Source organism: Paenimyroides viscosum (genome assembly GCF_003858535.1).
Classification (GTDB): Bacteria; Bacteroidota; Bacteroidia; order Flavobacteriales; family Flavobacteriaceae; genus Flavobacterium; species Flavobacterium viscosum.
Window position 1 is genome coordinate 124,205 of sequence record NZ_RQTJ01000003.1, and the last position, 22,096, is coordinate 146,300.

22 protein-coding genes are annotated in these 22,096 nt (G+C 35.2%); 10 read left to right on the plus strand and 12 right to left on the minus strand.

What is annotated here, in order from left to right; translation table 11 throughout:
• Positions 1 to 196: 196 nt before the first annotated feature.
• The 4 genes from EG242_RS02665 to EG242_RS02680 form a co-directional block, all read right to left on the minus strand.
• Positions 197 to 1,747 carry a type I restriction-modification system subunit M gene (locus EG242_RS02665; protein WP_124898373.1) on the minus strand — a complete coding sequence of 517 codons (1,551 nt, stop codon included), beginning with the start codon at positions 1,745 to 1,747 and terminating at the stop codon, positions 197 to 199.
• A 225-nt stretch (positions 1,748 to 1,972) separates the two neighbouring features.
• A complete protein-coding gene (locus EG242_RS02670; protein ID WP_124898374.1) occupies positions 1,973 to 2,443 on the minus strand; it encodes a hypothetical protein in 471 nt (156 codons plus the stop codon).
• A 699-nt stretch (positions 2,444 to 3,142) separates the two neighbouring features.
• Positions 3,143 to 3,826 carry a YciE/YciF ferroxidase family protein gene (locus tag EG242_RS02675; protein ID WP_235831846.1) on the minus strand — a complete coding sequence of 228 codons (684 nt, stop codon included), beginning with the start codon at positions 3,824 to 3,826 and terminating at the stop codon, positions 3,143 to 3,145.
• A 52-nt stretch (positions 3,827 to 3,878) separates the two neighbouring features.
• Entirely contained in the window at positions 3,879 to 4,913 is a 1,035-nt protein-coding gene (locus EG242_RS02680; protein WP_124898375.1) for a hypothetical protein, read from the minus strand.
• Between the two features lie 705 nt (positions 4,914 to 5,618).
• Here EG242_RS02680 and EG242_RS02685 point away from each other — a divergent pair.
• The 3 genes from EG242_RS02685 to EG242_RS02695 are packed head-to-tail and all read left to right on the plus strand — an operon-like array spanning position 5,619 to position 7,891.
• On the plus strand, positions 5,619 to 6,476 hold the full coding sequence (locus EG242_RS02685) for an SDR family oxidoreductase (RefSeq protein ID WP_124898376.1): 858 nt from the start codon (positions 5,619 to 5,621) through the stop codon (positions 6,474 to 6,476).
• A gap of 11 nt (positions 6,477 to 6,487) precedes the next feature.
• Positions 6,488 to 7,375: an SDR family oxidoreductase gene (locus tag EG242_RS02690; protein ID WP_124898377.1), complete on the plus strand. Its 888-nt coding sequence runs from the start codon at positions 6,488 to 6,490 to the stop codon at positions 7,373 to 7,375.
• Positions 7,376 to 7,396: 21 nt separating this feature from the next.
• On the plus strand, positions 7,397 to 7,891 hold the full coding sequence (locus tag EG242_RS02695; protein WP_124898378.1) for a CinA family protein: 495 nt from the start codon (positions 7,397 to 7,399) through the stop codon (positions 7,889 to 7,891).
• A 59-nt stretch (positions 7,892 to 7,950) separates the two neighbouring features.
• On the opposite strand, the gene EG242_RS02700 is transcribed toward EG242_RS02695, so the two are convergent.
• On the minus strand, positions 7,951 to 8,316 hold the full coding sequence (locus EG242_RS02700) for a hypothetical protein (RefSeq protein ID WP_124898379.1): 366 nt from the start codon (positions 8,314 to 8,316) through the stop codon (positions 7,951 to 7,953).
• A 674-nt stretch (positions 8,317 to 8,990) separates the two neighbouring features.
• Between EG242_RS02700 and EG242_RS02705 the strand changes: the two genes are divergently transcribed.
• The 3 genes from EG242_RS02705 (at position 8,991) to EG242_RS02715 (ending at position 10,762) form a co-directional block, all read left to right on the plus strand.
• Entirely contained in the window at positions 8,991 to 9,290 is a 300-nt protein-coding gene (locus tag EG242_RS02705; RefSeq protein ID WP_124898380.1) for a hypothetical protein, read from the plus strand.
• A gap of 142 nt (positions 9,291 to 9,432) precedes the next feature.
• Positions 9,433 to 10,032: a hypothetical protein gene (locus EG242_RS02710; RefSeq protein WP_124898381.1), complete on the plus strand. Its 600-nt coding sequence runs from the start codon at positions 9,433 to 9,435 to the stop codon at positions 10,030 to 10,032.
• Positions 10,033 to 10,078: 46 nt separating this feature from the next.
• A complete protein-coding gene (locus EG242_RS02715) occupies positions 10,079 to 10,762 on the plus strand; it encodes a DUF421 domain-containing protein (RefSeq protein ID WP_124898382.1) in 684 nt (227 codons plus the stop codon).
• Between the two features lie 825 nt (positions 10,763 to 11,587).
• Here EG242_RS02715 and EG242_RS02720 read toward each other — a convergent pair.
• The 5 genes from EG242_RS02720 to EG242_RS02740 form a co-directional block, all read right to left on the minus strand.
• Positions 11,588 to 11,902, minus strand: coding sequence for an SPW repeat domain-containing protein (locus EG242_RS02720; RefSeq protein WP_124898383.1), 315 nt, complete (start codon positions 11,900 to 11,902; stop codon positions 11,588 to 11,590).
• A gap of 198 nt (positions 11,903 to 12,100) precedes the next feature.
• A complete protein-coding gene (locus EG242_RS15120) occupies positions 12,101 to 13,354 on the minus strand; it encodes an FAD-dependent oxidoreductase (protein WP_124898384.1) in 1,254 nt (417 codons plus the stop codon).
• A complete protein-coding gene (locus EG242_RS15125) occupies positions 13,293 to 13,619 on the minus strand; it encodes an FAD-dependent oxidoreductase (protein WP_124898385.1) in 327 nt (108 codons plus the stop codon). Before EG242_RS15125 ends, EG242_RS15120 begins: the two co-directional genes overlap by 62 nt.
• 23 nt (positions 13,620 to 13,642) lie before the next feature.
• Positions 13,643 to 15,832 carry a bifunctional alpha,alpha-trehalose-phosphate synthase (UDP-forming)/trehalose-phosphatase gene (locus tag EG242_RS02735; protein WP_124898386.1) on the minus strand — a complete coding sequence of 730 codons (2,190 nt, stop codon included), beginning with the start codon at positions 15,830 to 15,832 and terminating at the stop codon, positions 13,643 to 13,645.
• A gap of 74 nt (positions 15,833 to 15,906) precedes the next feature.
• A complete protein-coding gene (locus EG242_RS02740) occupies positions 15,907 to 16,101 on the minus strand; it encodes a hypothetical protein (RefSeq protein ID WP_124898387.1) in 195 nt (64 codons plus the stop codon).
• 632 nt (positions 16,102 to 16,733) lie between these two features.
• Between EG242_RS02740 and EG242_RS02745 the strand changes: the two genes are divergently transcribed.
• From EG242_RS02745 to EG242_RS14810, 4 genes are all read left to right on the plus strand, one after another.
• Positions 16,734 to 17,051: a hypothetical protein gene (locus EG242_RS02745; protein ID WP_124898388.1), complete on the plus strand. Its 318-nt coding sequence runs from the start codon at positions 16,734 to 16,736 to the stop codon at positions 17,049 to 17,051.
• A 27-nt stretch (positions 17,052 to 17,078) separates the two neighbouring features.
• Positions 17,079 to 17,630: a DUF4142 domain-containing protein gene (locus EG242_RS02750; protein WP_124898389.1), complete on the plus strand. Its 552-nt coding sequence runs from the start codon at positions 17,079 to 17,081 to the stop codon at positions 17,628 to 17,630.
• Positions 17,631 to 17,897: 267 nt separating this feature from the next.
• Positions 17,898 to 18,971, plus strand: coding sequence for a mechanosensitive ion channel family protein (locus EG242_RS02755; RefSeq protein WP_124898390.1), 1,074 nt, complete (start codon positions 17,898 to 17,900; stop codon positions 18,969 to 18,971).
• Between the two features lie 530 nt (positions 18,972 to 19,501).
• Positions 19,502 to 19,660, plus strand: a complete 159-nt coding sequence (locus EG242_RS14810) for a hypothetical protein (protein WP_158608839.1) — start codon at positions 19,502 to 19,504, stop codon at positions 19,658 to 19,660.
• A gap of 962 nt (positions 19,661 to 20,622) precedes the next feature.
• Here the strand turns inward: EG242_RS14810 and EG242_RS02760 are convergent.
• Positions 20,623 to 21,351, minus strand: a complete 729-nt coding sequence (locus tag EG242_RS02760) for a DUF72 domain-containing protein (RefSeq protein ID WP_124898391.1) — start codon at positions 21,349 to 21,351, stop codon at positions 20,623 to 20,625.
• Entirely contained in the window at positions 21,348 to 22,079 is a 732-nt protein-coding gene (locus EG242_RS02765; protein WP_124898392.1) for an endonuclease, read from the minus strand. Before EG242_RS02765 ends, EG242_RS02760 begins: the two co-directional genes overlap by 4 nt.
• Positions 22,080 to 22,096 lie beyond the last annotated feature (17 nt).

A 22,096-nucleotide genomic window follows, 5' to 3' on the forward strand; every position in this document is an offset into this window, starting at 1 on the left:
TTAAGTTTTGTATGAGATTCTGCACTTCGACAGGCTCAGTGTGACAATCTCCTCTTGTGAGATTCTGAAACAAGTTCAGAATGACAAAAAATTCATTTTAGAGATGTTTCGACAAGCTCAACATGACAGGCTCTCTGTGTTATTAAATTCGTGTTCTCGATACAATTTTCTTCGAAAATCACTCGAACTGACGCATTTAAAAAGGTGTGGGTATCTGTAATTCATCACAAAATGAAGCTAACTTTTTATCTACTTCTGATAACTCGGTATTAATAGCTTTTAAACGCTCGGTTACTTGCTGTACGTCAATAGCTTCTTCTTCTTCAAACGTATCTACATAACGCGGTATGTTTAAATTGTAATCGTTTTCGGCAATTTCGGCAAGCGTAGCTATGTGGCAATATTTATCAATTTCTTGTCGGTTGGCATACGCATCTACAATACGTTGTATGTCTTCGTCGCGCAATTTGTTTTGCGTACCTTCTTTTATAAAATTGCCTTCGCCGCTGGCATCAATAAACACGATGTTATCATCGGCTTTACGGCATTTTTTCAATACTACAATACAGGTAGGAATACTGGTTCCGTAAAAAATATTGGCGGGTAAACCAATAATGGCATCAATAGCGTTTAATTCTTTAATAAAATATTCGCGAATAACGCCTTCGGCAGCGCCACGAAACAATACGCCATGCGGAAATACCGAAGCAACGGTTCCGTTATCGGCTAATTGGTAATACATGTGCTGTAAAAAAGCAAAATCGGCTTTGGTTTTGGGTGCTAATTTTCCGAAAGAATTAAAACGAACATCGGAGGCGTTTAACGGATTGGCATCACCTTTCCAATTGGCCGAAAAAGGCGGATTGGCAACAATGGCTTCAAATCGTTGGTCTTTATGGCGTGGTTCTTCTAACGTATCATCTTGCTCTATATTAAAACGCGAGTAATGCACGTTGTGCAAAATCATGTTCATTCGAGCCAAGTTGTACGTGGTTGGGTTTAACTCTTGTCCGTAAAAATCAGCTACCTTGGTTTGTTTGGCTACACGCAATAACAACGAACCCGAACCGCAAGTTGGATCGTAAACCGAACGAATTTTGTCTTTCCCTAAAGTTACAATTTTAGCCAAAATGGTAGAAACCTCTTGAGGCGTATAAAACTCCCCCGCCGATTTTCCTGCTCCTGCTGCAAATTGTTTGATTAAGTATTCGTAGGCATCACCCAAAACATCGGATTCGATATCTTCTAATTTAAAATCGATTTCGTTTAGTTTCGCAAGTATTTCTACAATTACCTCGTTGCGTTTATCGGGTGTTTTACCTAATTTAGACGAAGCCAAATCTACATCTTGGAACAGTCCAATGAAATCTTCTTCCGATTCCGTTCCCATTGTAGATTGCTCAATGTAGTTAAGCGTTTGCTCTAATTCTTCGATAATGTAGGTATTAGCACCTCTTTTAATCAATGCTTCTAATAATTGATCCGGAGCCAAAAAGAAACCTAATTGTGCCAACGATTCTTCTTTAATCGCTTCTAACGTTTCAGCATCGGTTACATGATGATATTCTTTTACCTCTTCATCTTCCAATAACGAATTGGCGTAAAGATGTTGTTTTTCAGATAAGTATTTAAAGAAAATAAATCCTAAGATGTAATTACGGTATTCATCGGCATTGATTCTACCACGTAAAGTATTGGCAACATCCCAAAGTTTTTGTTCCAGGATTTGTTTGTTATTTTCAGACATTGTTTTTAAATATGTTTTGCGTAAATATAACAAAATGTGAAATAATAACCGAAAGTAAAGCAAAGGAAAATATACGCAGTGCTATCTAACGGATAAGGAATTTGTCTATATGTTCAAATAACAGCATTTTATACGCCATTACCTGTCGTTATGCATAAAAACAGAAAAAATTGATAAGCTATAAGAAGAGATAATAACAGCCTATTTGGAATAGTTTTTCAAAAATCAGTATTCTTCCTCCTCATCATCCAAAAAATCAAGTTCATTGTCTTGCTGTTTGTAATCATGTGCAATACCTGGCGGGTTGAACAAACCCCAGGTATCGGTAATAAAATGTTTGTTGTTGAACGCAGCAACCCATTCTACAAACAACAGTCGGAACTCTTCGATTTGTGAGCGAATGATCTGGTAATATTCTACCTCTTCAAAACCAAGCATTTTTAGTGTGTGGTACGAAACCGTTAAATCACGTGCTGCCTTGCGGATCAATGTGGCATTTTCCATTTTTATATCGTAGAGTTTAACCGCAAATGCTCCGGCTAACTTCGCCTGAATAAGCATGGCATCGCCCAGCAACTGACCTTTTAAGTCTATCAAAATAGAATCATCTTCAGGAAATAAACCGGTAATTGCTTTTAGGGTTTCAAAGATTTCTTCGGACTTTTTATAAATGGGTGTTTGCAAGTAATTTTTCATCTGTAACCGTTTTTATAAACATACAAAATTTTCTTGAATTGTAGTGGCTGCTAATGTGTTGCTGAGGTTGATGCAACTTCCCGATACAAAATTTCCTGCGCTTTGCTACAGAAATTTCACTCGAAGTGACGGTTGAAAGATTCAGATTAATACAAACTTCCCGATCCAAAATTTCCTGCGCTTTGTTATGGAAATTTCACTCGAAGTGATGTTTTTTTTAGTAAAACACACTTGCAATCAAGTTTAAAGGGAAATAACTTGTGAGCTATTAAAAATAAAGCTTAACTACATATCATCATAGGAAATATAGATGTTGTTAGGGTGATATACAAACATAATATTGTAAGAGACGTTTAAAATTATGTTTGCATAAAACTCAATAGCTTCGATTTATTTGGCAATTGTAAAGTATAGTTATGAGAACGGTTAGCAGCCAGCACGGTTAACAAAGAGATTTGATAAGGAACTATTTTATAAAACGAAGGTTGTCTCCAACAATTTCACTTTAAGTGATAAGGTTAGGAGACAACCAATCTTTATTCATAGCAATTTTTTTGTGGTAACCAAACGTAATATATATTGATGGACTGTTAAGAAATAAACACATTACTTTACGCAACCGTTTTCACGGGGGTGATTTACTTTTACCAATAAACTTTACGAAAGTACCTATGTAGATTAACCTAGTGGTTAAGAAGGTTATTCTTCTGCAGCTTCGAAATTCACGTGTTCTTCGGCAATTTCGGTAAGCAGGTAATCTGTTTCTTCTTCTTCGTCTAACGTAGTTTCCAGCAAATCGGCTACTTTTTCGTGACCTAATGTAATTGCAATCTGTACCAAACCGCCATAGGTGGCAATTTCGTAATGCTCAACCTTTTGCGATCCGATGATTATGGCAACATCGCGCGTCATAGAACCGTCTTTCGTGCTTTTAACCATTTCGTCGACTTCTTTCAAAATTCCGTCGATGGCATCGCATTTTTTCTTTTTAGCTTCTTCGCCCAAAAGTTTAAACACTTTTTCTAAACGCAGAATCTGTTTTTTTGTAACCAGCTCGTGGTCTTCAATAGCTTCCTGCAATTCTTCGGAAGTAGCCTTTTGCTTTATTTTTGCAAGCGATTCTTCTATTTTTCCTTCGGCATAATAAATATCCTGCAAGGCATCTAGAAAGAATTTCTCTAATTCTGAATGACTGTTATTTTTTTCCATACCATTTTGTTTTGCATCCGTCTGTTTATCGGTTTCCTGAGCGGAATCATTCGTTTCATTGGCAGATTGCTGCTTTTTACCAGCAACTGCTTTATTTTCTTCAACAGGAATTATTGTTGATTCTTCGCTTTTTGAAGGTGCCGTTTTTTCTGAGTTTTTATCTTTCTGATTCATAATAGACAGTTAAAAGATTATAAAATAAAAAGGGGAGTTTATCCCCCTTTTATTAACTATTGTTGCTGCTGTTTCTACGTCCGCCAAATCCTGAACGGCTTTTACCAGAAGCCAAACCACCCATGCGGGCAATTTTTGTTCTTTTAGCTTTGCTCATTGATGCAAAACCACGATTTGATGTGTCGCCTGAACTGTTAGATGAGTTTCCACGACCTGATCCTGAATTAGATCCGCCTCTACCAGAACCTGAGTTCGATCCACGTCCTGAACCTGAATTAGATCCGCTTCTACCAGAGCTAGAGTTTGATCCACGTCCTGATCCTGAATTAGATCCGCTTCTACCAGAGCTAGAGTTTGATCCACGTCCTGATCCTGATCCTGAGTTTGATCCACTACGTCCTGAACCTGAATTTGATCCACGTCCTGAACCTGAACCTGAGTTGGATCCACGTCCTGATCCTGAATTTGATCCACGTCCTGATCCTGAACCTGAGTTTGATCCGCTACGACCCGAACCTGAGTTTGATCCACGTCCTGAACCTGAACCTGAGTTTGATCCGCTACGACCTGAACCTGAATTAGATCCACGTCCTGATCCTGAACCTGAGTTTGATCCACGTCCTGAACCCGAGTTTGATCCGCTACGAGATGAACCTGATCCACTGCGACCTGAACCTGAGTTCGATCCACGTCCTGATCCTGAACCTGATCCACGACCAGAACGACCTCTTGATGTAAACCTACCTTGAGAATCTCTCTCAAAATCGTCATCGTCGTCATCGTCGTCGTCATAATCTTCATCATCGTCGTCATAATCTTCATCATCGTCGTCGTCATAATCTTCATCATCCATATCGTCGTCATCGTAGTCGTCATCATCATAATCATCTGATGAATTGTCGTCGTTGAAATCGTCTTCGAAATCAGAGAAATCATCATCGTATTCCTCGTCTTCAGAGCCGTCTTCGTAACCGTGTTCGTATCCTAACTGATAAATTTCTTCATGTAATTCTCTCATATCGTCATGAGAAGATCCTTGTGAGCTTCGTGAGTTTGAACCTCGTCTGTTATTGTTTCTTGAATTCATAATAAATTGGTTTGTATAAGTTAATATTTGTACAAGCTGCTAGCGTTTTGTATTGGTTCTAGCACAATAGGTATTCCCTTATATTATGTGCCACACTATTTATAAAACCAGGTAAAAATGTAATCTTTTCCGCTGAATCATCGTACTGATTGCGCTTGTACCCAGTATAAATTATTTTAACAATTTGGTGGTTTTAATGAAGTGAGCCAGTACCTACGCAAGTAAAAAAAAATGTTTATTACTGACACATATTCGTTATTTTAACAAACACGAAAATTTAAATTAAAAAAATAAACTATAATTATTATTTTAACCATATAAATGAATTTAAACTATATATAGTTATAATAAAGTGATTTTAAACAAATAAAACAGAGGTTTACTTTTTTTAACCAGACCTAATTTTTAAAGATTGAGCCATAACACGCTATGAACATTTTGTACATAAAAGGAGGAATTTTTCCACATAATTATTTTTACTCTCAAAAACAGTCGCTACTACTACCTGACGGCAGTCAATAATACTTTGTAAAAGACGAACTAACTGTAACCTAAACTATTCGTTAAGGGGTCATGAAGATTACCTGATTTTTAAACTTTTTAATTTTTTAATATATAGAACAAACTTCCTTGAATAACATAAACATGCTATTTGCAGTACAGAATTTGCTTGTGTATTAGCTACAAGTTAAAATATCTCACACTATGAAAAGGAATTTACAATTTGAAAGTCCGCTTACTGCGTTTTCGGAAAATGAAATTAGTTCATTTATGAAAATTACTCCGCAGTACACAACCGATGAGTATGAAGGATCGGATAAATTACTTAATAAAAGTGTTGTTGTAACCGCCAGCGACAATGGAGTTGGCAAAGCGGTATCAATTGCTTTTGCGAAAGAAGGTGCCGATATTATTATGGTTTACAACCATTTAAAACACGAAAAAGAAGTAAAAAAAACGGTTAAGCTCATTGAAAAGCTCGGCAGAAAAGTCTGGTTGTTTAAATCGTGTACTTTTGACGAGTTTAAATGTAAGCGGCTTTTTGAAAGCATCTTAAAAAAAGTTCCTAAAATTGATATTCTTGTAAACACTTTTGCCATATCAAATAAAAAGGATACAGAAACCGGGCATTATCTGTTGCGAAAAAACGATACGTTAAAGATACAGTCATTGTTTACATTGGGGCGATTGGCTCCAGATTATCTTAGCCCAAACGGCATTATTATAAATTCGGCAACTTTGTGTGCGTATGCCCAACCCGATCAGCTAATTTTTTATTCGGCATTAAAAGCCGCCGTAAAAACTTATACGCACGAAATGAACCGAATGCTTGCGCTAACCAAAAAAAGTTTGCGCATTAACGGCATTACTACTGGTTTTATCTGGTCTGATACCTTACCGGATGAATTACCTAATTACGAAAACCTTCCAACAAACATGAATTCTGTAACACCAATGCATCCTTACGAAGTTGCGCCGTTGTATGTTTTTATTGCATCTCAAGAATCAAAATCAATAGCAGGCGAAACATTAGATGCCGGAGGAAAAATTTATAAATACTAAAAATAATCATTATGAAAACAGAAAAAGAAAATAACATCCGCAACTATCCACATCCACCTTTTCACGAGCCAAGACAAAATCCTCCCGCATCAGAAGATCAAATGGAACTAAAACCAGATCACGGTGAACATACATACATAGGCTACAACCGTATGACCGATAAATGCGTTGTAATTACAGGTGGTGATTCCGGAATTGGAAAAGCCATAGCCATTGCATTTGCTCGCGAAGGAGCCGATGTGGTAATATCTTATTTAAGCGATGTAGAAGATGAAGATGCGAAAGATACCGCAGAATGGGTGCGAAAAGCCGGCAGAGAAGCTTTGCTGTTTAAAGGCGATATAAACGATAAAGCAATATGCCAAGCGTTAATTGAAAGCACTGTAAAAAAATTCAAAAAAATTGATGTTCTTATAAACAATGCAGCATACCAAATGGGTCGGGAAACAATCGACGAAATAAGTACCGAAGAATGGCAGTTAACCTTTGATACCAATGTGTTGGCAATGTTTCATTTGTGCCAGTTAAGCATACCGTTTATGCCTAAAGGCAGCAGTATTATTAACACTACATCGGTAAACGCGTACCAACCCAACCCTACCCTTTTACCTTATGCGGCAACTAAAGCAGCAATACAAAATTACACGGCTAATTTAAATCAGATGTTGATTGAGCAAAAGAAAGATATTCGTGTAAATGCGGTTGCCCCTGGTCCGGTTTGGACACCATTAATTCCGAGTACGATTATTGATTATAAAGATTTTGGAAAGGATACTTCATTAAAAAGACCAGGACAACCTGTTGAAATTGCTCCGATTTATGTTTTTCTTGCATCAAAAGAATCATCGTATATCGGCGGAATTACCATTCCTGCAACAGGTGGAAAAATTGCCTATTAAAATTCAATCTCATAAATAAATATGACAGAAATAAGTGTTTTAAACTGCTGTGCTTTATTAGCCGAAAAAAAACTTAAAATTGCTTTTACAGAAAGTGCTACAGCCGGGGCACTTTCTGTCGCATTTGCGCTTACGCCTTATTCGGGCGACATTTTATTAGGCAGCATTGTTTGTTACGATGCCGATGAAAAAATGAATATATTAAATGTTCCGAAAGAATTAATTGACAAACATACACCGGAATCACGTGAAGTAACAAACTGCATGGCTGTTAACGCAAAGAAAATGTTTAATAAAGCAGATATTCTGGTTGCAGTAACCGGACTTACCAAAAGCGGTGGAAGCGAAACAGATGATAAACCTGTAGGCACTATGTATATCGATTTTATTTTCCCGGAATACCATTTACAGGTTAAGGAAGTTTTCTTGGGAAATTCGCACCAGATTGTGCATCAAACCATAAAGAAAACGGCAGATATCATTACTGCCCATTTAACAAAAACCGATGAAAATTAAATAAAAAACAACCTCTCTTAAAGTTAGAGAGGTTATTTCACTTAAAGTAAACTGCAAATTTAGTCTTCAAAGTTCTTGTTTCGGTCTTGATCGTTCGTAATGTCTTCATTAAAGTCTTTATCTCTATTTCTTACATTCGTGTCCATACCATCTGGATTTTTAGATCCTGTGTATCTTTTTTCATCTTGATTGGTTTGGTGCTCTTCTGAACGACCGTCCTTATTAGTGTTTCTTGTAGCCTCGTCTTCTCGATCAATATTAGTTTGATCATGAGCGTTGCGAGTTTGTTGATTTTTGTTTTGATCATTTCCAAAAGATTGATCATTTTGATTTTGATTCTTTTGATTTTGATTCTGATTTTGCGGATTGTTGTTGTTGTTGTTCATCGTTCCGTCTTGTCCGGGGTTGTTTTTGTTATTGTCCATGATTATAATTGATTAGGTTGTTTAATAAAATAATATGTATCCAATCTTACTTAAATACGTAATGAATTTCACTTCACTTTTCGGGTGTTTCCCAATTATATTAATTCAATAAGTAATCCAGCTGATTAAATATGTGTGTTTTAAACAATTCTTCGCTATCAAAACGAAGAAATCAAAAATGAAGAAATCCTAATAAAATCAACCAATATAAATTTTAACATTTTAGAGTACATTTTCTTTAGGCGGTAATACAATCACATATAATTATAGCCAAACAATTAATAAAAATAAAGTCTTGTATTTATGCTAAATAAAATATTATATAATAATAAATTAACTATTTAAGTAAAAATAATTTTAATTAAATCAAAAATATATATAATTTTTAATAATTAAAACTTCTTTCTTAAACTAACTTTTAAATTATAAACTAAAGAATATTATTGGTGTAAAAAAAGTACCTTATTTGTACCAAAATTACACAAAATGACGACTAGTTTTGAAAAACTTAAATTAAGAAGCAGTCTAAAACTAACTGTATTTTTAAGGAATAGTTTTTGTATTTAAAAAAATATCTTACTTATTTACAGAATTTCTTATTCATTTTATATTAATCAAATTGATTTTTGTATAAACTTTAGTTTAGAAAACAGGATCAATAAAAATATATTGCTATGAAAAAGAATTTATACAAATACTTATTTATAAGTGTATTAACACTTACTCTGACAACAACAATTGCTTGTAGAGATAATAAAAAAGCCGATGATGTAAACCGTTATGATTCGTTACCAGAACAAGAACGAATGTATGATAATCCTGACCCGTTAAACGAGAGAGATGTTTCGGGCGGAACCATTGACAATCATCAGGGAAGCTCCATTAATGCAACAGATAACATGAACGATAATGATACTATAAACAGACGAAATTCTTCATCTAACAGTAATCAAAGTACACAAGACAACCGTTAGTTACACTCAATTATTCATTTTACATTTTTTGTACCGATTTAAAATAGTAAATCGATACAATTTTTTTAAAAAAGTAATGCCTGGCACAATTTTTAGTATAATTTCACGCTCAATAACAATATCTCACAAAATAATCTACGTTATGACTAAAACAATTACTTCCTATTTAAAAAAATCAAAACTCTACCTAATGGTTGTCGGCTTTTTCTCGATTTTCTTTTTAACAAGTGCCTGTCATTGTGATCAAGAGGAAGATAAAATTGCCGATAATAAAGTATTGGTTTTAAAGTTTAATGACAATACTAATGATTTTATTGAAGGAAAAGAATACAAATTTTTCAATAAAGCCGATCAATTTACCGTAACTGTTTCAAAAGAAACAACCCCCGATGAAATCATTACAAACGTAACGTACACAGAAACAAATGCCTTACTTTTAAAAGCTTCAACCTTACCGTTACCAGAAAAAGGAAAAATATTGATACCGCAAGATTTTAGTAATGCTACTGCTTTTGAAAGAGTTGAAACCAACGATTTTGTCACGCCACAAAATGGTTATAAAGAAGTAGAATCGTACATTTTAGACGAATCGCATTTTATTGATCTATGGGCTAAAATTCAGAGCTTGGTAAAAGTACGTGAATATTTAAAATCAAATCCAAACCAGCAAATACAGGTGTTTTTTCATCAACATTCAATCGAAAACTCTCAAGGTAATTGGATTTTCATCTTAAAAAATTAATCTTCGTAAATAAATAAGTACATTTATGTGTATTTAGACAACATCTATGGAAATTAACGAGTTTCTTTTTGGCGAAAACGGCACTTCGTTTTTAGTATCAATAATGCTGCGTACGTTTGTAATGTTCCTGCTCATCTTAATATTTTTAAGACTTCTTGGCAAACGCGGAATTAAGCAGTTATCGGTATTTGAACTGGTTGTAATTTTAGGATTAGGATCTGCAGCCGGCGACCCTATGATTTATAAAGAAATTGGCGTTTTTAGTGCGCTGATTGCTTTTTCTGTAGTTACCATCTGCTACAAACTACTAACCGTTTTGGTGTTTAAATTTAAATGGATAGAAACGCTTGTTGAAGGCAAAGAAGTTTATATCATTAAAAAAGGAAAATTTTCTATTGAAGAATTCCGGAAAGAATCATTAAGCAAAGATGAATTTTTTATGGAATTAAGGCTACAAGGTGTTTTTCATTTAGGCCAGGTTGAATATGCCATTTTAGAAACAACGGTTGAAGTGAGCGTTTACTTTTTTGATCACGAACATACAAAATACGGATTACCTATTTTGCCCGATTCTTTAAAGAAAACCGTAAAGGCTTTTGAAGCCGACACTTTTTATTCATGTACTTTTTGCGGACAAACCGTTAAATATATCGCACAAAACAATTTTATTTGCCCAAAATGCAATAAAAAAGAATGGGTTAAAGCAAGTAACAGAAAAGTAAATCGTTAAAAAATTACTTTTACATGTAACTTAGGCATGTATTTTGAAATACATTCTACAGATGATATTTAAGAAATAGAGAACTAAATTAGGTTATAGAAGAGCTTATTCGTAAGCGCGTTCTCACCTTTAGTTCTTTATGGTAATGCTTATCTTTATGGTAAGCATTATCTTTTTTTACTAATTAATATTTTTTTTGATTTCATAAAAGAAAGTAAAGTAAATTTTATTAAATAAATAACATCTATTAATTAAATGAGAAAAGAAGTTTATAAGTTTAAGGGGTTTTAAGATGTTTTATAAAATTTTATTAACTTTTATTTATAGCAACAGCAGTTGTACTATATTTAAAAATGTTTAGATATTTGTTTACTCACCTTATTAATTCAGATAAAAACTCCGTTATGAGCCGACAATTTTTGGTCCTCCGCTAATGGGGTTTTTTACTCGATAGAATTAAAAGGTGAGATATTTAATTTGGTGCGGAGGACTTTTTATTCTCACATAATCCTACCAATATACCTACGCCGTAGTACCCTTTTTTATCTTATTATACGGATCCAAATTATTTGTGTTGAAAGGCACTAAAATGCTTATGCAGTATTGATTATATTTATTTGCTAGTGTACTGTCTTTTAAAAATTACAATTTGCTCTAGACAAGATTATATAAATACATGGCAGGTGATAATCCTCACAAATCATTAAAAGATCAGTTTATTATAAAACGTAAGAACTAATTTATAACACAATAAACCCCAGGTTACTAACACCGGGATTTTCTTAATGATTTAAAATCTGCCCTATTAGCAGAGAAATTAATTTATATTTATTGTTATTCTAATTGACCGTATCTATTGGAATACGGTTTATTCTTGGTCATAAGTGCAGCGCCAACTTCAAGAGTTCCAAGCACAACAAAGGGCCAAATAATTACGTCGGCAAAACCGAACAGCCAAGGAGCTGCAATAAGCAGCAGTCCTGAAACCACATCGATAAACAGGTGTACCTTCATAGGAAGCACCTTGACAAGACCCAATTCATAATTGGTCATTAGGCTGTACACGATGGTCGCCGTTCCCAATACTATAAGTAACGTAGTAGGAACACCATCTGGTATAGCGAATAAAAAAGGAATGCCTATCAGCATAACCCCCATCAGCTAATCAATGTACCCATGCATTTTTGTATTTATCATAGCAAAATTTATTAAGTTGTTGTATTAAAATGAATTTACAGCGTAATGAAAAAACTACGATGTATTGTTGTTCACACTTTTTAGAATACCGTTTACAGACAATTGCAGGGCAGTAACGACTGGCAAACCCGTTGAAGTAACAGCTGTATTTTACAGCTTATCTTCATTTATCTTTTGCAAACCGTTCACAGCCGGTGCGGTAAGCAGTTTTCCGTTAACGTTAAACCGCGATCCGTGGCACGGGCAGTCCCACGAAATTTCAGCACTGTTCCAACGTACTTCACATTTTGCGTGCGGACAGGTACTTTTAAGAATGTGTGTTTTTCCGTTTACTTCCTTATAAACCGCATAATTTTCGTTTTCGTACTTAACAACCTTTGCATTTCCGGGATCTACTGCTGCAAAAGATTCTATTCGCTCTGAAAAAAATTTATCTTTTATAAAATCGGTTACAACGGTTGTCTGCTCTTTTACGAACTGGGTAAAACCTGCTACAGGCTTAATTCGTGCCGGACTAAACAATTCTTCATAACTACTTGAGCCCTGAAGTATTAAATCGCTGATAATTTTTGAAGAAAGACTGCCGAACATCATACCGTTACCCCTAAAACCTGTTGCAACAAACACATTACGATTACTGCCAGGCAATACACCTATATAAGGAAACCCATCGACCGGTTCGTAGTATTGGCTTGACCAGCTGTACATTACCTTGTCTACATTATAATGCGACCGAACGTAATTTTCAAGGTTTGAAAAGCATTCGCCGGTATTGTCGGCATGTCCGGTTTTATGGTCTTCACCACCGGCTATCAGCAGTTTTTTACCATTTACTGTATGGGTACGGTAATAGTGGTAAGGGTCTTGCAGATCGTATCCCAGTACATCCGGATAATTTTCATCATTTAAGGTGCATGCCAGTACATAACTGCGGTAAGGCGCGTTGGTAAAATGCAGCTTGTTTATTCCCGGCGGAATGTGCGTAGCATACACCAACTGCTGTGCTGTAAATGTACCTTTTGAAGTTTCTACAATTACAGAACCATCTTTTTCGTTATGTTCCCTACAGATACATCCTTCGAAAATGACGCCGCCCAGATTCATATATTCTTCTGCAAGTGCCTTGATATATTTTAGCGGATGAAACTGTGCTTGCCGTGAAATTTCCACAGCCTTTTTGAAAGGGATGGGAAAATTTATACTGCTGATGTATTTCATTTGATAATGCACCTGCGCGGCTGCTTTTCCCATTTCATCAAGTTCGTGTGCCTGTTTATCATCCAAAGCAAAAAGCTGTGCGTTCTTTTCTTCGAAGTCACACCTGATACCGTAATCATCGATATTATTGTTGATGACCGCCATAGCATCCTTGCCTGCCGCAGCAAACAATTTTGCCTTTTCCAATCCAAAATTTTAATTGCCTGAGCAAACGACGTATCGAAAAATCGTTAAGGTGTGCCGTGGTACCGCCCGATGTTCCAAAGGCAATATTAGCAGCTTCGACCAACAAACATTTTTTACCTGCTTTTTGAAGCGCCAAGGCTGTTGAAACACCAGTGATGCCGCCACCAACTATAACTACATCAAAAGTAGCTAATTGAGGAGTGATAACAGAAAAACTTCTGATCTGATCCTGCCACACGCTTTTTCTTGCTCCATCTCTGTTCATAACTATCTTTATTTATTTCATAATTATTTTACTACCGTAGTTACCGCTATATGATTTAGAAATTCAATGAAACGGCCCACATTCTGCACCCTGATTTTAGCTTTTGTATTTTTCTTACCTATTTTAAGGGTAAAGGCGTTTTTGGGCAATGCTGCAAACATATCTTCATCGGTATCGTCATCGCCGGCTGCAAGTATAAAGGCATTTTTACTGAATGATACAAATTTTTGAATTGCCTGACCTTTATCGCAGTCTGAAAAATGAATTTCCAACAACTCATTCGTTTTCTTGTACCGATATGGTAAATTGTTCTTAGTGATATGATCCTCAACTTCGTTTTCCAGCTTATTTATGGTTTCTGTCAACTGATCTTGAAAACACATTTTAAAATGCAGGCAAACACCCGATGTTTTTTCTTCCAGAAAAGATCCCTCTAAAACAAGAGCATATTTTTCCACAATCGTAATTAATGCCCTATTGTCGTGCACCCTATTTTCGGTTAGCGGTGTCCAGCCCGACTCGTTGTCTTTGAACCAAGCGCCATGTTCGGCAATTAGTGTTATACCGCAATCTGCAAACCACAAATCCATATCTTTTCTGCTGCGGCCGCTAACCAGCAAAACCTGTGTATTTGGTACGGACTGCAATGAACAAAGCAACTCCAAGATATCATTTCCCGGTGAAGCCATTTCGGGATACGGTTCCAATTCCCTAATGCAGCCGTCGTAATCAAGCAATATGTATCTGCTATCGGCATTTTTAAAGCGGATCATTAAACGTTCTGCCAGTTCGGAACTTAAATTTTGTTCGAACGAATACTTTAATTCTTCGTACATACAGAACACCTCCTGAAAAATAGTATCAAGCCAATCGAACACCGTATAACCAAAAACCTTCTTTTTAAGTGCCGTCATTCGTACGTTTTCTTCGCTTTTTTCCATTTCCAATGCGTACGCAATTGCTACGACCATCTGTTTGATGTCATACGGATGAATTTTTAAAGCATAGGTAAGTTCTTCTGCCGCACCTGCCATTTCGCTTAAAATAAGTACCCCGTTATTTTTTGTTCTACACGCCACATATTCTTTAGATACCAGATTCAACCCATCGCGAAGCGAAGTAACAAGGCACACATCGGCAGCGGCGTAGTATGCGCATAAAGTATCTCTGTTTACCTGCTGATAGTAATAATGAACCGGACGCCAGCCTAAACTTGCGTATTCTGAATTAATGTTACCTACCAATTCATCAACCTTTCTTTTGTGCTCTTCATACGAAGGAACATCGGATCTGGAAGGTACCACCAACATAAGTAAAACCAGTTTTTCATGGTATTGCGGAAAATCTTTCAGTAACAAACGAAATGCTTCCAGACGCTCTAAAATTCCTTTTGAATAATCCAGCCGATCTACCGATAATATTATGCGCTGGTTGGCAAAGACATCGTGAATTTCGCGTGTCATTGTCTGCACCGCATTTTTTTGTACGGTTTGCGAAAAATCGAACGCGTCGATACTGATGGGATGCGCCGATACCTTGGTACCCAGCGAGGAATGCGTATTAAAAAGATCGGGATGTGCCTTTGATGCATACTTTAAGCAGGCATCTTTAAAATTAACACGGTCTTTTTCGGTTTGAAATACAATATGCCGGCATTTAAGCAGCGCATCAAGCAGATCGGACCTCCACGGAATAATTCCGAATACTTCCTGAGAAGGAAAGTGTATGTGATGGAAGTACGACAAGTTTGAATGGTTTATATAAAACGGTAGCAGCATGAGCTGGTAATCGTGGATCCACAAAAAAGCATCTTGCGGAACATGTGCTGAAACTACACTGCCAAATTTACTGTTTACGTTACGGTAGGCAAGCCAATATTCATCGTCAAAAATACAATGCCCTGGATGGTAATGAAACAGCGGCCAAAGAATGGCATTAGAAAAACCGTTGTAATAACCATCAAATTCCTCTTGCGAAAGAAAAACAGGAATACACCTTAACGGTTCCAACAATTCTTTTACAAGCTGTTCTTCTTTTTCATTATCTACAATAATTCCGGGCCAACCGATCCAGTAACTGTTCTGCTGATGGAAAACCGATCCTAAAGCAGTAGCCAATCCGCCGTTACTTTGGGTTACCGTAAAACCGTTTTCTGTACGCATAACGGTAACAGGTAAGCGGTTAGATACTATATATATATTTTCTGGTTTCATAAATGTAATTTTAATTCATCTGTAACAGATTAAGATTAAACATGTAGTTGAAGTATCTGCATGACAATCGAAATTTACTTTTCGGAAATTTCTTTCTGATCATCTTCGGGCAATTCCCCGTGCTTATTTTTCTGATAGTCGTCTTCCTGCATTACCTCGGTTCCCATAGGATCTATTTTCTCGGAAGTTTTAGGGCTACCGCCTGTATTTTGATCTTTCTGTTTATCAGTAATTTCCTTTGAAGCATCTTTGTCATTATTTCTTTTCATACGGTATTATTTTAGTGATTACTTTACAACGACTACATTCCTCTTTCGTTTATTGTAGAACAAATGCCGCACCACAGCCCGATGATCGCTCTAAACGCAGCTTACCCTAAATGTTTGAATTAATAATTATAAAAGATAAAAACTGTAGCTGTAAGGACTTAAAGAATTTAACATTTTAAGGTGCCATATATACTTTGTTCGGTTTACAAGCCGGTTACGAAAATTTTGAAATTAAAGTACCGATCTTCTAAAAATATTGACGTAATCATTTTTTATCGGTCTAAATTTAGAAATTCAGAAATCAATTTTGTTAATTCGGTAATAAATAATTAACAATAGTTAATTTTTAATATATTATTAATTTTTTTACTTAAAAAAAAATATCATTATACTTATTTTTTACAAAATGTCTATTTTTACCCCAATACGTTCAATACTCCTCATATACTTATTTAAAGTTATGTGGCTACCCTTAAGGTTTTAAAGGAGTTGTAGAACTGTGGCATTATGTTTGAACTTTCATTGATACCTCTTTATAATTCAACAGATTACAATTCCTCTTTCAAAATTTATTATTAATAATGGATTACCAATATTTTTAACCGAGGTAATGCCTCACAAAACTATAAATTATGAAAGACCTTTTATTAAAAAGCAGTGGGATCTTACTGATTGGTTTACTTGCAGTAATCTTTACGGGATGTAAAGACCAACGAAACACCAATGATGATTATCGCGAAACCTACCCGCGGGCAGGAGGTACGGAACAGCGAACAGACGAGACGTACAACGGAAATGATACGCTGTACCCGGACGGCGGTGTGGATAATTCTCAACAGAATAATCAGTCTGGTGACAACCGATCTGGTAATAGACAATCAGGTAGCGTACCCGATGACGGTATGGGTGCAAATCCAACAACACCCGATAACAGACCAGCAAACAACTAATACAGAATTAACCCAAACCCAAAAATTATGAAAAAATTCATTTTAAGTGCAGCATTAGTAGTTGCAACCACTACTGCATTTGCCCAAAAAACAGAAGCTGCAAAAACACAAACACAACAAACAGCACAAAAAGGAACCGAGCAGGACCGATTATTTCTGATGAAGGCATTGGAAGGCGGCAATGCGGAAATTAAGAAAGGAGCTTTAGCAAGATCTAAAAGTAAAAACACAGAAATTGTTAAATACGGTGATATGATGGAAAACGACCACCACTCGGTAAACGGCAAACTTAAACAGGCAGCTCAACAACGAGGTTATAAAGTTTCAGACCATCTTACTGCAGAAGCTCAGAAAATGTACACCACCCTAGATCAAATGGAAGGTGAAGCTTTTGACAGGGAATTTGTAAACCAAATGATTGCAGACCATCGCCATGCAATTGAACTTTTTAAACAGCAGGTGGCAAACGGTACCGATCAGGAATTAAAAAATTTAGCTGCAAATGCCTTACCAACCCTTGAAACACATTTAAAGGAAATAGAGCGATTACAAACAACAATGAACAGCAGGAAAAATTAACGAGTATTCTTAGAATATTAAACTCTAACTCACCATTTTTTTCCGGTAATGCTTATCTGAACGGTAAGCATTACCTATTTAAAAAATACAATTACTATTACTACATATAAAATAAAATCATGAGAAGAGAAAAAAAATTAAGCGACTACCGACTAGCTATCATACTAATTGTTACAGGTACTTTATGCCTTGTACTGTATGCCAACGGATTTTAATTACAACAGTATCGAAATTTAATAAATTTTCAACATACCAAGCGTTTTGTTTATGAATGAAGAACTTATACGTATTTCTGAAGACCTGCCTGCATGGTTATGGAATGTACTGCTTATTCTATTTGCAATACTGTTAGGTATTGCCATTAAAGTTGTATTGATCCCGCTTGTGAGGAAAGAAGCCATTGCGCAATCGTCTTATTCCCTATTCCGGTCGTTCATACGCCGATTTAACAGATTGTTAAGTATACTTATACCGTTGCTAGTTTTTAACAGCCTGTTGCCTGTAGCCCGTTTTAATGCACAAGCATTGCTGATAGCAGCTAAGATTACCGAAGTATTGCTTATTGTATGCTTTGCAATGGTTTTCATAAAATCGATCAATGTTCTGGAAGACTATCTGTACCACCGGTTTGATATTAACAAGGAAAATAACCTGCGCGAACGTAAGATACAGACACAGATTGTATTTATACGCAAACTGTTGGTTGCCGTGATCATTGTATTTTCTATTGCAATTATTCTTTTAAGTTTTGACAATATGCGTAAAATTGGTGCCGGACTGCTAACTGGTGTAGTTATCGGGGGAATTATCATAGGATTTGCCGCCCAAAAATCTTTGGGAAACCTGCTTGCGGGTTTTCAAATCGCCTTCACACAGCCCATACGTCTAGACGACGTACTGATTGTAGAAGGGGAATGGGGAAAAGTTGAGGAAATTAACCTTACCTACGTAGTAGTAAACATTTGGGACAAACGCAGACTGGTACTGCCGATACAATATTTTATAGATAAACCTTTTCAGAACTGGACGCGCACAACCGCTGAAATTTTAGGTACCGTTTTTATTTATACCGATTTTACAGTACCCGTACAGCAGTTACGAGATAAACTAACGTCATTACTTAACGGACATACACTATGGGACGGACAGGTAGCTGTTTTACAGGTTACCGAACTTAAAGAGCGTACAATGGAACTTCGATGTTTAATGAGCTGCAGAAATGCAGGTCAGGCTTTTGACCTGCGCTGCTATATCCGCGAGCAGATGATTGAGTACATACGCACAAGTTTTCCAGAAAGCCTATCCAAAACACGTGTGGTATTTGACAATAATCATTCTTAACCGACTACATTATTAACTATTATTTTTTGAAATATAGTGATAGTCCTTTGTTTTTTGAATGAGATGAATATATACAGCACCATATTTTTGATAGGTTACAGCAGTTAAAATACAAGTACAGCTACCATTTTTATTTGAGTATATGCAGGTAGCCGGCAAAGGTTATTGTTTTGATGAAAAAGGAGAAATTATGAAAAATATTGAAGGTTGTAAAGTAAGATTTAATTACCATATTAAAACCACAACTGATAAGAACCATTTACATTTTATATTGTTTTAAGATACTATTTAGATGAACCGGATGTTTATAATGTGTCTGAAGCTTTTAACCACCAAAATTTTGAATTATGTTTAGAGGAAAGAGCACCGTAAATAAAACACTGATAGCAATTATTATAATTATACTTGCAGGTGTTGCTGTACTGTTATATACTTACGGTTTGTAATGATGCGGTAGAAAAAATGAATATTTATATAACTGCTATTGTTAATTAAATTACTATCTTTATAAATTAAAGACCTAATTTAAAATGTTTACAGAAGCAGAATTAATCGTGATTCGAGAGTATTTGCTACAAAAAGTAAACGAAAACGTCAAAAATTTTCATCGTAAAACCGAAAAAGACGTAATGAGTTTACAAATTATAGCAAAAATTAATTTGTTTTTGGGCACACAACAAGTTTATTAATTATCTCACAAGGAAATCCAGTATCTCTTATATACTGGATTTTTTTTATTCAAGATTAACCGAAACCTTTAAATTTATATAAGAAAACTTTTTTGAATGTACCTTTTCTTTCACTTTTTAAATTTTAGTTAATAAATATACTATTATTGCAATTATTTATAAATTCCAGATATTTAAAAGTATTTTTATGTACCTTTATATATAACAATTGGGTCTGTGAGATGCTCAATTGTTTATATATATTTGACCACCCTACTTTGGGTGGTCATTAATTTAAAAATAGTTCTGAATAGTTTTTTATTATTTCAACCCGTAGTGCATTATCAAAATACCGTTTTGTCACAATTTTTGTTTACTACACTTTGTTTCGCTACAAAAATATGCGCCAAAACCCGACATCGTTTCATTTCGTTTGCCCCGAATTTCATTCGGGGTTACAAATATTTGACTCCTACGGAGTCTTATTTTTTTACTATATTCATTTTCAATGAATTAATTTTAATCACAATGCACTACGGGTTATTTCAATAATAAGTAATCGGATTGAGTTTTTAAAAGTACCAATAGCTATTTATGAAATTTTTCATTTCATTTCGAATTATTCTTTTTTTAAAAAAGTAAATGATTGATTTTAAACACAATAACATCACCTTTGGGATTTCATTGTTTAATAGCATATCTTTAATAAAAATAAGAAAAATCATGAAAAATTAAATAATAAAACTAGAAGATGTAATGATAAGTATGGATGAAAATATTGTATTAAAGTCAACTTTAAACATATCTTACTTAAAGTTTAAGTAGAAAAAATTTAATAAAGTAAAAAAGCGATTCAATTCCGAATCGCTATAGCTGTTTAGGTGGGTAATGGGTCTTCAACCAAATTCCTTTTAAGTTTTTTTAAGGTAACTTGAAAAAGTTTTAGCTTTGTGATTTTACATGTATATAAAACCAGAACAACATCAGTCATTTAATAACTTTAAAAACTGCAACGCATTAATAACAGCAGCAGGAGAAGCAGTATTGTTAAAATAAACATATACTTCGTTATAATTTTTTGCAAGAATCTGTTCATAAAGCGTTTCAATTTCGGTTAGTGAATATTCAGAATAAAACAACTTTGGTATGCCGTGCTGGCGAAAGTAGCCACAGCTGTTGTTTTTGATAGTATGTTTAGGCAACCCAGGGTAACTTGGATTGCAGAAAACCGTATTTTTACTTTGCAACTTTTCAATCACCAACGTATTCCACCAGCTTTCATGTCTAAACTCTACTATATTTTTAAATCGATCGTTTAAAACATTTACAACTCTGTTTAAATTATCTTCACTATACAAAAAACCCGGTGGAAACTGCCAAAGTACACATCCTAATTTATCAGAGAATCCTTCAGCAATAACAGAATAAAAATCGGCTATTTCCTGTTCACAGTCTAACAACTTCTTGGTATGTGTTATGATTTTGGGAACTTTTATACTGAAAGTGAAATCGTGCGGCGATTTATCGAACCATTTTTGTAAAGATAAAACAGTAGGAAATCGATAGAAAGATCCGTTGAATTCAAATGTATTAAAGTATTTGCAATAGTATGTAAACCAGTCTTTCTTTGGAAGATCGTCCGGATAAAAAATAGATTTCCATGATGGTGTTGCAAAGCTTGAACACCCTATGTGAAATTTTACTTTGCTCATACATATAGTTTTTGACAAGTTGTACAAAAGAAACTTCTACGTTTTTTCTTACCTGTATATTCTTTAACCAGTGCCTTACCACATTGCACACAATCCTTTTTAGTATGCACCAGCCATTGTTTTTTAAGTTGATATTCTTTCTTCCACTTTAAAAAATCGAAACTGTAAATTCTTGCCTGTTCTACGACTTCTTTTATTTTTTTAGAAGGAATTTTTCCAACGATTGAGGTTGGATTTACTTTTGTTCTAAACAAAACCTCGTTCTTGATTATATTACCTACGCCCGAAAAGATATCCTGATCAAGCAGTACATCGCATATCAATTCTTGTTTATTATCTGAAAGTTTTTTGAGCGCTGCGGCGGAATTCCAACCATCATTCATAACATCGGCAGACCAATCGTAATGCGCATCTGCATTTCCTTCCAATATTTTTACAGAAGCTGCATAAAAATTAATGTATCCGTTTTTAAAAACAAGTCCCAGACGTATTGCTGTGGATTTACTTTCGTTCACAAGGTAACTTCCAAAAAGCAAAAAATGAATGCGGATGGTGAAATCATCAAAACAAAGAAGCAGGTGCTTACCCCATGACTTCACATCGGTAAGCACCTTATCTTCTATCCTGTCTATATCAATTTTAGCATTACCGTTGGCTTCGATGATTTTTTTTCCGATGAAAACAGTCATTTCTTCCTTTGCGATAACAATGCTTGGACCTTCTGGCATATCAGTTTGATTTATTA